A 10,334-nucleotide genomic window follows, 5' to 3' on the forward strand; every position below is an offset into this window, starting at 1 on the left:
CTGAAGATCTTCTCGGACCGCCGCTGTCACAGCTCAAGGTCATGAGTGATGGCAACGATCCGCAAGCGCGGCACGAAGTGGCAAGTTCAGGTCAGGCGCAAAGGCCGCCCCCGGAGTCGCTCCTTCCTCCACAGGGCAGACGCCCAAGTCTGGCGCCCAAGTCTGGGCACGGCGACCTCCTGCCTCAGGATCACCTTACTGAACGAACTCACCATAGGTGATCTTGTCCACCGCTATCTTAACGAAGTTGCACCTCGAAACGCAGTGCCAAAAATGAAACTGCTGTCCCACAGGCTTTCCCGCTTACAGGGGACGACGGTGAGGGTCTGCTGAGGGTCATGACAACACCCGCAGCTTGGTATCTCCGCCCCTTCATCACTCTCGCTATTGAAACGGGTATGCGCCGGGGAGAACTCCTGTCGATCCGATGGAAGGACGTCGACATGACTGCTCCAGCCATCCGCATTCTCAAGACCAGGAACGGCCCCTCTCGTACAATCCCGCCGACGCCGAAGGCAGTTGAGATATTGCGCTCATGGAGCAGAACGGATGAGCGGGTCTTCCGTGTTATGCCCAATGCTGTGGGGCTGATTTGAAGGACTTGCGGCTCCATGACCTCAAGCATGGGGCTGTGTCGCGCTTCTTTGAGTACGAGTTATCCGTACCTGAGGCAGCCCTTGTCAGTGGACATCGTGATCCACGGATGTTGAGCCGATACACCCACTTAAGGTGGCTGAGAAATTGACTAGAACGACAGTTGGCTGATCAAAAGAAAGAAGCCTGATGGGAGGACCGTCAGGCTCTACCTCATCAGAGAAGCGATACGTAAAAAGGCGGCCACTCAGACCGCCTTTCTCTCCACCTGAGATGTTTGGTCTACTCGATGACTTGAATGACTTGGCGTGTCTGAGGGTCAACCAGAACGGTACGATCATTCACAACTGAGTAGCGGTACTGCGTCTGCACACCGACACTAGACGGAACCGCATAAAGCTCGACCTGACGCGGCAAGGGCTGACCGACAACGACCTGCTCTTGGACGCGCACCGACGGCGTGCCCTGAGTTACGACATATTGCTGGACCTGAGCAGCCTGAGGAGCAGCGAGAGCCCCACCGGCAATAGCACCGACAGCTCCGCCAACAACTGCACCAACCGGCCCCCCGACGATTGCGCCTGTTACGGCGCCAGTAGCAAGACCGGCACCGGCACCCGCGTTCTGATTAGCTGTCTGAGAATGAGCAGCAAGCGGAAGTGAAATAAGAGCCGCAACAGCAGCAGAAAAGATTAAACGCATTGTATGACCTCGTCGATATTCAAAGGCCAAACGCGACCCGACTGAGCAATGTTTCCTGCTTCTTGATCACGAAACAATAACGGTTGTTAAAACAAACCCGACACGTTCTACAGCGGGTGTTGCCTTCCTGAAGTCGTACAAGGTCACAGAGGGTAAGACAGCGTGTGAGAAGCCGTTGTTGAGCCCGGTTTAGCCATTGCGACCGACCTCCGTGATCCACGGATGTTGAGCGATACGTTCACCTGAGACGGAAAAGATGGCTGAGAAACTGGCAAGATTGGCGATCTAAGAGGCTTAAAACAGAGGAGCCTGACAGCTAGGCCTGTCAGGCCCGCAGCAGCCCAGCTTGCGCTTCGCGAGTGTCAAAGGTGCCCGATTGAAAGCAGGCTTCACATTTTGAAAAGGCAAATCGGCTAACCGACGAATGAGCCATTTGCCTCACCAAAATTCATCGGACAAAGAGATCAAAATGACCATGCAGACGAATGGACAAGCCATTGTCTTCACCGACGGTGCTTGCCTTGGAAACCCCGGACCTGGCGGCTATGCAGCCGTAGTTAACATCGCAGGAAAAGAGCAGATCATCGTTGGCCGCGATCCATCAACCACCAATAACAAGATGGAGATGCTTGCTGCGATCAAGGCGCTTGAGGCTGTTCCTCATTCCCTATCGATCATCATCCACAGCGACAGCCAGTACGTCATCAAAGGAGCCACTCAATGGCTTCGTGGGTGGAAGGCAAAGGGTTGGCGCAAGGCGGATGGCAATCCTGTTCTGAACCAAGACCTTTGGATGCAATTGGATGGGCTAATCAGCAATCGCAAGGTCACTTGGCAATGGGTCAAGGGTCATGCCGGACACGAGCAGAACGAGCGTGTTGATGGCCTTGCTAATGCCGAGGCGCAGAAGGCGGCTGAGACGCTTCGGCAAGTTGGACGGGCGAAATAGCGATCGGGTGGAGGACTCCTAAACAGATACCCCCATCCACAGGCCAGTATGCCTATTCTCCGATGGCCGGCGAATCGTTCAGATACGGTTCAATCGCCCCGCCGGAACCTCCTCGTTATTGCTGGACGATGCTGATCTGCGTCGCCAGTCGAAACAGGAGGCTTCCCATGTTGAGCTGGTCCAAACGAGTAGGCTCCACTGCCACTTTGATTGCTCTTGCAGGTTCGCTTGGCGGCTGCGTTACAGGCACCGAAGTCTCGTACAGCGAATATCAATATGACCGCTATGGCGGGACCGAGCGGACCTATGAGCGCAACATCTACTCAGACCCTTCTCATGGGACTGAAAGCGAGAGGTGTCGAACCGTTGTCAGACGGCGGATCAACTCCTACGGGGATGAGGTTGTGAGACGTGATCGCGTTTGCGGCCCCACAGACGAGGCATCGACCGCAGAGCCTTGGTCGCGCCAATCGGCTCCGCAGAACGTCTATCCAAGTCCTGTTGAGTCGCCGCCAGCAGACGTTCCATACATGGACGGAACGGAATTAGACCCAGGATAGGTGCTAAAGATCAGAGCAAGACCCGCTATTGCCCTCTCGGAAGCTAACCATTGCATCTGAGAGGGGTGCTGATCTGTGGGTTTGTCAGGGTATTTTAAAGCTCGCTTTGCGGGTGGATACAGACTGTTCCGCTATTCGTTTCAGGCTTAGGAACGGATCAACCGTCCTGACGATTCAGTTGGGCAGCGAGGGATGATGATCTCTGATCGGAAGGTGCTCCGAAGCCCACATGGCGGCTTGGGTGCGATTGGCAGCTCCAATCTTTCTCAGGATCGCTTTGATATGAACTTTAATGGTCGCTTCGGCAACATCCAGCTTCCGGGCTATGACCTTATTGGCCGCTCCTTCCATGAGATGACCCAGTATTTCTGCCTCTCTCGCCGAAAGCTTCCTAACCCTCGGGTCTTCTGAAGGCACCTTGGCATCCGCGCGGCTATCTTGGGGCTTGGGTGTCGGGATCGCTTCGCTCTCGTTCAGCAGAGAGGCCATCAAAGCGCTCGGCAAAACAAGCTCCCCCAACATGATCAACTCGAGGGACTTGATGAGAACTTCACGGCTGCTTCCCGTCAGGCAGAAGCCGCTAACTCCTGCGTCGATACCGAGCCGAACAAGGCCAAGATCGTAGCGATCAGCAATTACGACAATTCGCGCTTCAGGAAACGTCTCCCTCAGGTGTTTTACTGCTTCAACGGTCTCCTCGGTCGAGAGGCCAGCGCCAATGATAAACAGATCAGGGCATGAAAGATAATATATATCAGCTGCTTTAGCGATACTTGGAGCATATCCGGCAGCAGCAAAGCAGGTTCCATCTAAAAGATGTGTAATTCCTACACCAATCAGTGAGTTGTTACAGATAATCGCCGCTTTTACCGTTCTGGTGTCGCTAACGGCGACGCCGGCAGAATTTTCACTATCAATGGCTACACGCTTGGGTAATTCGTTTGACATACATGCGCCCCCGAGATGCACGCTTGAAACTAATAAGTTCCTATATGAGGGAGCAAACACCAAGTTTGATCAAGACATAGACCAAGTATTCTAACACTTAAGGGGTATGCATTAGTCCTAAAGAGTAGCCCGTCAGAAACCCGCAATTAAGAAATTTCTCTCCGCTAGGTAAGTCGATAGGTACGTCTGGGTGCTCAATTGGCGTCGTGGCATCACGTTGCCTACTCACAACAGATAACCGTAGCCATTCCTTTAGGTCATACCGGGATGAAGGTGGTTGGGCTTGTGAGTCTTACCCTCGCCGCTGGTGGTTTTGCCAATGTTGGGGCGCGTGGACAGATCAGAGCAGCATTAGATTAGCCCGGCTGCTGGTTAATAGCTGCTCCTCCCGGGAGACCTCGTCGTCAGCCGGGAGGAATCATTGTCCTTAGGCTGTTTCCTTAGCCCGACAGAAAGTCCAGGTCATGGGTAAACAGGTTGAAGGTGAGTCGATACTCGCTGACGCCGGGTACCGGAAAACCAGTATCGACAGGCACGTCCTCCGGCTCACCAGAATCGAGGAAGACGTTCAAGGCGTTCACGACTGTGCGTTCAATGACCTCCTGTTCGGGCGACGTGGTCGTAATGTCAAATTTGAACTCAAACACGCCGAGCTCGGAAGTCGGTTCAAACAGGGAGCCGAGAGCTACAACAAGTTCCTGCTGGGGCAGGTTTTCAAGCGCATGTTGAATGTCACTGACAGCGTCCTGCGTTGCAGCGACGAGCACCTTTGGCGGAAGGAGATCGATCTGGTCATGAAGTGCAAGCCGTCCGAGCATCGTGAAAGTTGCGCCGGCAGCATAGAGACTAGCCTCAGGATCATAACTCGCATCTAACTTGATGAGCGATTTGACCAAGCGGGCATCCGCTTTCGCCTGCTCTTGCGTGTACGCCTCGCCAACATCGGAGGACGCTACATCATGCCGGTAGAAGAGATAATCCAGAAGATCCAGAGGGTCCTGAGAATCCGACCCGAGCTCCGTGAGTTTCTCCTGACTCAGCGGTTTGCCGGAAGACTTGGTGAGCAGTTGCCCTCCGAACTCGCCAGAAGAGTAATCTCCTCCTCCGTAATTTGCATAAGTTGGCAGTCCCACGGCACCCTCTGTGCCACTCGGCACGACCTCGCCGGTCGAGGGATCGACAAAAAAAGGTTTGTCCCAATGGATGTAGGTCATCATTTCCTCCCCTGAAAAGCGCCCCATGAACCACAGCAGCACACCTGAGCAATATGGCCCGACCGTGTCAGCTTGAGTGGAGGGCCTTTCTTCTCTTGAGAACACCTGAGAGTGAGAGATGAAAAGACGGGTTTGGATAAAGAGAGAGCTTCAGAAGCTCACAGCCGAGATACGAAACGCCAAGCGAAGAAAGGATAGGGATACTCTAATCTGCTGCGAACATTTCTGAGCCTATCACTCAACCTATGTTCAGCCCCATCCCTGGTGGGGTCGGCCTCGGCTTGTCACGACCCGTCACACTGAAGCCCTGGTCTGTGCCTCGGGCCCGCTACGAAGAAGCAGACCAAAACGACTTGCTCAGTTCCAGCTATTAGCTATATACACACCCTGCAACAGCTTGGTTTAAAAGGTTTTCTGATCCCTGTGCTATGGGATGGAATCCAGCCCTTTTCGCTCGCGGGCTGCCGTAGCTCAGTGGTAGAGCACTCCCTTGGTAAGGGAGAGGTCGAGAGTTCGATCCTCTCTGGCAGCACCATCGCTTCATCCGGGATTTACGCTAACTTCAAGCAGAACTTCCAATTTCGGCCACCTGATCGGTACATGAGGGTGTTCCGCAGGTCCTGGCGGTGACACGTTCCCGCAACCATCCCAGAACCGACATCTCCGAATTCCGCAAGCGCGTGTCGAAGCGCTCCCTCAAGACCAAGGTGCGCTTATCACGCGAACGCGGAATCTGAAAAAGGTCCGCCACGTGCCAGGAGCAGATCTTTATTCGGTAGCTCCATCCGGTTCTTTTCGCTCCGACCAGGTGTTAAGCAACTGCGCTACCTGGGATGCTGCCATCGGCTTGGCGTAAAAGTGTCCTTGAGCGTTGTGGCATCCCATCTCTTGCAGCCGTCGTATTTGCCCTTCCGTCTCCACACCCTCGGCCGTCACTTGGAGGCCCAAGCTGGCGCCGAGGCTGACAACGGCGGCCACGATTGCCGCGTCATCCTGATCCTGTTCCAGATCGGCCACGAAGCTCTGGTCGATCTTGATGTGATCGACCGGAAACCGCTTGAGGTGGGTCAGAGATGCATAGCCGGTTCCAAAATCGTCGAGTGCAATCTGGACGCCCTGCCGATGGAACTTCTCCAGGGTATCCGCCACCAGGCCGGATCTGCCGTCGAGAAGCACCTTTTCCGTTACCTCGATCTCCAGATGTTTGGCCGGAACCTTCGCAAGATTGAGAATGCGGAGGATCTCATCAGCCAGATCCGGTTGGTTGAACTCCACGGACGAAAGATTGAAGGCGACGCGGCCGAAGTTGATGCCACCATCCAGCCACCGGCGCATGTCGGACACGATCTTGCCGATCAGTCTTTTTCCAATGGCCGTCGCGAGTTCAGGATCATCGAAGACAGCGCCGAAGATACCAGGCGTGAGAATGCCCTGGTCAGAGTGCTGCCATCGGGCAAGGGCCTCCAAGCCAACAACTCTCCCAGTCGAAAGGCACACTTTGGGCTGATAAAAAGGGACGATCTGGTTGCGAGAGATCGCCTCTCGCACCTCTCTCCCCAGAGCCAACCGTTGTTCGGTCATCATTCTCATCTCGGGAGAATACGTGACGACCCGGCCTCGACCCTCAGCCTTGGCGCGATAAAGCGCGATGTCGGCATCCTTCATGAGTTCGGCCGGCACGGAGTCGTGATCCGGGAAGGCGGCGACTCCGATGCTCGCCCGGCTCACAAGCATCCTCCCGGCATACGTGAATGGCTGACGCAGCTTTTTGAGCATGCTTCCGGCGAGACTGGCCGCATGGCTCAGTGTCAGCGGCTCCAAGACCAAGACAGCGAATTCGTCTCCGCCGAGTCTGGCGACCATGTCCTGCTCCCGGACCATCATCGACAGCCGGGTTGCCGTCTCCTTCAGCAGCGTGTCACCGGCATCATGGCCAAGCGTATCGTTGACATCCTTGAAGTCATCGAGATCGATCAGCAGGAGGCTGACGCTGCTCCCGCGTTGCTGAGCCGCACCCAGAGCCTGCTCGAGGCGACGCTGGAACAAGACGCGATTGGGCAGACCGGTAAGCGAGTCGTGGTTCGCAGTTCGCCACACCTCCTCCTCGGCCGCTTTGCGGTCGGTGATATCGAAGGATACGCCTACGACGCGATTGGGGCCGGCCCTCTCTCCGCGCGAGGCCAACCAGAGCGTTCTTCCATCGGGCAGTTGGTACTGGAACTCCATAGTATCGGAGCCTGACGTATTGATCTTGTCGATGAAATGTCCTCGCGCGAGACGGTCCTCGGGACGCACTCTTTCGAGAAACTCTGAGAGGGGGCCGGAATCGATGCCCAGCAACTCGACTGAGTTCTCCGAGCGCATCACATAGTCGGTTGTAAGATCATGCTCCCAGGCGATCATCCGCCCCGCCTGCATGGCCAGCCTCAGCCGCTCTTCGGTCGCACACAGCGCATCCTCGGACAGCTTGCGCTGTGTCACGTCCTGGATCATTCCGATCTTGCGGATGGGGCGCCTGTTCTCATCGAGGATGGTTCTGGCATTGGAAGTGATCCACCGCACCTCTCCGTTGTCCGCCCGGATAATGCGGTATGTGCCGCTGTAACTGGGCCCCTTCCCTGGAATATCGACGAAGGACTTGTTCTCGACGCTCGGAAGATCGTCAGGATGGATGCGCTCGAAAAAGTTCTCCCGAGTCGCTTGAGCATCGGGGGACAGGCCTAGGATTTCCCGTGCCTCGGCTGTCCATTCCAGGGAGCCCGTGACGAGATCTGCATCCCAAATTCCTAAGGAGGTCGTCTCCACAGCGAGGCGGAGCCGTTCCTCGCTCGTCCTCAGGGCCTCCTGCGCCTGTCTTTGCTCATGAACATCCGTGATGGTCCCAACCCACTCCCGGACGGAGCCATCGGGCTTCCTCAATGGCACGGCCCGCGACAGGACCCAGCGATACTCGCCATTTCTGTGCCGAGTTCGGAATTCACTCTGGGTCGTCTGTCCGGATGCCAAGGCCTCAAGCCAGACGTGGGTCAGGGGCTCGCGATCATCCGGATGCACCGCCTCAAGCCAGCCGTAGCCTTCATACTCCTCCGGTACCTGACCGCAGAACTCTTCCCAGCCCCAGCCTCTCAGGATCGATCCATCGGGAGAGGCACGCCAGACTATGGCTGTGGAGGCCTCAACCAGGGCGCGGTATCGCTCCTCGCTTTCGGCCAAGGCCATTTCGGCCCTCTTCCAATCGTGGATGTCGGTATAGGTCCCAACCCAGCGCTCAAGTTGACCTTGCGAGTCATAAACAGGATTGGCGCGACCAAGAACCCAACGATATTCGCCTGAGCGATGGCGAAGCCGATGCTCGATCTCACAATCGGATCCGGTTTCGAGCGCGCTCTGCCAGACCGCCAGGACAGCCGCCCGATCCTCGGGATGAACAAGACTTAACCAAGCATCTCCATGAACGGCATCCGGAGATATGCCCGTGAATTCATGCCATCGGTTGTTATGGTAATCGTTGTGACCATCTGGGCGGGCCGACCAGACCATATGGGGCAGAACGTCAATATCGATCTGATGCGCTTCCTCGCCGACGCGAGCGACCCTCTCGAGGGAACGATCCTGCCCGAGCGCTGTAAAGTTGCGATTCATTCGATGGTTCGACATGCCATGGCTGTCCGGCTGGGAATGGCCCCTCTTCTCCAAAGTAGCGATACGTCATCGCGATGAAGAAAGCCTGAAGCACGAGCTATTTGGCAAGGCTGCGACATGGCCCCGCGGCCAAGGAGAAGGGGCAACCTCTTGATGCCGCTCAGAGGGCCTCTTTCTTCACCAAGTGAAGATAGGTCGCATCGAATTCGCCTGCCTCCTGCAATCCCTCCCAGTCCAGTACCTTCAGGGAGCTCCCGCTCAAGGAGATCAGGTTCTCGCCCCGAAGTTCCTGGAGCACCCGGTTGACGTGAACCGTCGAGATGCCGAGCGCATCGCCCAGCTCCGCCTGGGTGACCGGCAGGTTGAAGGCATGGTCCTCCACCAGTTCGACCGCCCTGAGCCGCACCAGCAGCTCGCACAGAAGATGCGCGATCCGGCCGTAGGCCTCGCGCCGCCCTATGCCTACCAACCACTGGCGGAAGACCGCCGCATCGATCAGGGTGTCGCGCCAGAACAGGTCGCCGAGGCGAGGCTGGTTGCGCATGAGGCTGCGCAGATCGTCATGCTGGATGAAGGCGAGCTTGGAGGGGACCAGCGTTCCCAAGCTGTGATCCATCACGTCCAGATGCAGGCTTTGGAGGTCGGGAATGTCACCGCTGATATGGAACGACAGGATCTGCCGCTTGCCCTCAGCTGTGAGGCTGTAGCGGCACGCGAAGCCCTCCACGATCAGGCAGCACTCGGAGGGAGTATCGCCCTCGCAGACGATGTCCTGGTCCGCTGCGACGGTTTTCAGCCGCAGCGGCAGGCGCAGCAGCGCCGCCTTCTCGTCTGGCGCGAGCGGGGCAATGCTCTCCAGCTTACGGATCAGTGCAGCAGTGTCGGAGTGAATGGCGCCCAAGACAGATTCCCTCAAAGATCAGGCGGGAGCTCATGTCTCTCTGCCGTCAGCGCCCAAAGATCGAAAGCTGACGATGCCCTGACTATCACAGGTGAATGCGCCTGGAGCAAGGCATGGGAACATGAAAATGGATGTCTTGGTTAAACTGCATGCCCCGCTACTATTTCGACGTCCGCGAGGGAGCGCAGTTCACTCCTGATGACGAGGGCCTGGAGTTCGACAGCCTGGACGCTGCCGAACACGAGGCTGCCTGCGCGGCGGCGGAGATCGGACGGGATTGGTTTCCGAAGGGTGACAGTCGCGAGGTCACGATCGAGGTGAAGAACGAGCATCATCAACGGGTGCTGACCATAACGGTTTCGCTGGAGATCAGCCGGGTGGAGACTGCACATTTGGAATAATCGTCCGTGTCAGCGCCTTGATGACTAATCGAAGCGTACCGTTAACGAATGTTAACGCCGAGCTGTGCGACCTTCTATACTTTGCCGTTCGATGAACCGCCCTGATCAGCCTAGCTCCCCTGACAACAAGCCTGAGCAGAGCCAGCCCTCGCTCGATGACACAATCGCGCGAGCCAATCGGGTCATTGAGAAGTCACGGGCTGAAATTGCTCGTTCGCGGGCTTTAAGCCAGTCCGAAGCGGATCTTTCACGCGAAATTCAGGACCTCAGTGAGGAGCACGAGCGCCTCAACGGCAGCCAGAAGGACGGCGCGTAATTCGTGATTGGGACCTGTTGGACGCGCTTCACTTGTGAGCCCGAATTGTGTGCCATCTCATTGACCCAGGGCAGTGCAAAGTCAGCTAATGGGATGGACCGGCCGTG

Annotated in this window: 8 protein-coding genes and 1 tRNA gene; 4 read left to right on the forward strand and 5 right to left on the reverse strand. The window is 56.6% G+C overall.

Annotated elements, in window-relative coordinates; all coding sequences use genetic code 11:
* Positions 1-338 precede the first annotated feature (338 nt).
* Complete coding sequence (locus AA309_RS36805) at positions 339-596, forward strand: tyrosine-type recombinase/integrase (protein ID WP_244470471.1); 258 nt, start codon at positions 339-341, stop codon at positions 594-596.
* Positions 597-876: 280 nt separating this feature from the next.
* Here AA309_RS36805 and AA309_RS24005 read toward each other — a convergent pair whose 3' ends face one another.
* Positions 877-1,296 (reverse strand): DUF1236 domain-containing protein, encoded by a 420-nt coding sequence (locus AA309_RS24005; protein WP_047191557.1) that lies wholly within the window; start codon positions 1,294-1,296, stop codon positions 877-879.
* Between the two features lie 475 nt (positions 1,297-1,771).
* Here AA309_RS24005 and rnhA point away from each other — a divergent pair, with 475 nt between their 5' ends.
* Positions 1,772-2,245 carry a ribonuclease HI gene (gene rnhA, locus AA309_RS24010; RefSeq protein WP_200902041.1) on the forward strand — a complete coding sequence of 158 codons (474 nt, stop codon included), beginning with the start codon at positions 1,772-1,774 and terminating at the stop codon, positions 2,243-2,245.
* A 734-nt stretch (positions 2,246-2,979) separates the two neighbouring features.
* On the opposite strand, the gene AA309_RS24015 is transcribed toward rnhA, so the two are convergent.
* The gene (locus tag AA309_RS24015; RefSeq protein WP_052954956.1) at positions 2,980-3,753 is read right to left on the reverse strand and encodes a LuxR C-terminal-related transcriptional regulator; all 774 of its coding nucleotides are present in this window, start codon (positions 3,751-3,753) and stop codon (positions 2,980-2,982) included.
* Positions 3,754-4,193: 440 nt separating this feature from the next.
* The gene (locus AA309_RS24020) at positions 4,194-4,970 is read right to left on the reverse strand and encodes a hypothetical protein (protein WP_150117724.1); all 777 of its coding nucleotides are present in this window, start codon (positions 4,968-4,970) and stop codon (positions 4,194-4,196) included.
* Positions 4,971-5,427: 457 nt separating this feature from the next.
* Between AA309_RS24020 and AA309_RS24025 the strand changes: the two genes are divergently transcribed.
* Positions 5,428-5,502 (forward strand) — tRNA-Thr (locus tag AA309_RS24025).
* Positions 5,503-5,735: 233 nt separating this feature from the next.
* Here the strand turns inward: AA309_RS24025 and AA309_RS24030 are convergent.
* Entirely contained in the window at positions 5,736-8,609 is a 2,874-nt protein-coding gene (locus AA309_RS24030) for a sensor domain-containing protein (protein WP_160310538.1), read from the reverse strand.
* A 160-nt stretch (positions 8,610-8,769) separates the two neighbouring features.
* The gene (locus tag AA309_RS24035; protein ID WP_047191559.1) at positions 8,770-9,510 is read right to left on the reverse strand and encodes a Crp/Fnr family transcriptional regulator; all 741 of its coding nucleotides are present in this window, start codon (positions 9,508-9,510) and stop codon (positions 8,770-8,772) included.
* A gap of 149 nt (positions 9,511-9,659) precedes the next feature.
* Here AA309_RS24035 and AA309_RS24040 point away from each other — a divergent pair, with 149 nt between their 5' ends.
* A complete protein-coding gene (locus AA309_RS24040) occupies positions 9,660-9,911 on the forward strand; it encodes a DUF6894 family protein (RefSeq protein ID WP_047191560.1) in 252 nt (83 codons plus the stop codon).
* The last annotated feature ends 423 nt before the right edge of the window (positions 9,912-10,334 follow it).

This window comes from Microvirga vignae (genome assembly GCF_001017175.1).
Lineage (GTDB): Bacteria > Pseudomonadota > Alphaproteobacteria > Rhizobiales > Beijerinckiaceae > Microvirga > Microvirga vignae.

Coding starts and splice junctions, on each gene's coding strand:
- AA309_RS36805 (WP_244470471.1), top strand. CDS start 339: ATGACAACACCCGCAGCTTGGTATCTCCGCCCCTTCATCACTCTCGCT.
- AA309_RS24005 (WP_047191557.1), bottom strand. CDS start 1,296: ATGCGTTTAATCTTTTCTGCTGCTGTTGCGGCTCTTATTTCACTTCCG.
- rnhA (WP_200902041.1), top strand. CDS start 1,772: ATGCAGACGAATGGACAAGCCATTGTCTTCACCGACGGTGCTTGCCTT.
- AA309_RS24015 (WP_052954956.1), bottom strand. CDS start 3,753: ATGTCAAACGAATTACCCAAGCGTGTAGCCATTGATAGTGAAAATTCT.
- AA309_RS24020 (WP_150117724.1), bottom strand. CDS start 4,970: ATGATGACCTACATCCATTGGGACAAACCTTTTTTTGTCGATCCCTCG.
- AA309_RS24030 (WP_160310538.1), bottom strand. CDS start 8,609: ATGAATCGCAACTTTACAGCGCTCGGGCAGGATCGTTCCCTCGAGAGG.
- AA309_RS24040 (WP_047191560.1), top strand. CDS start 9,660: ATGCCCCGCTACTATTTCGACGTCCGCGAGGGAGCGCAGTTCACTCCT.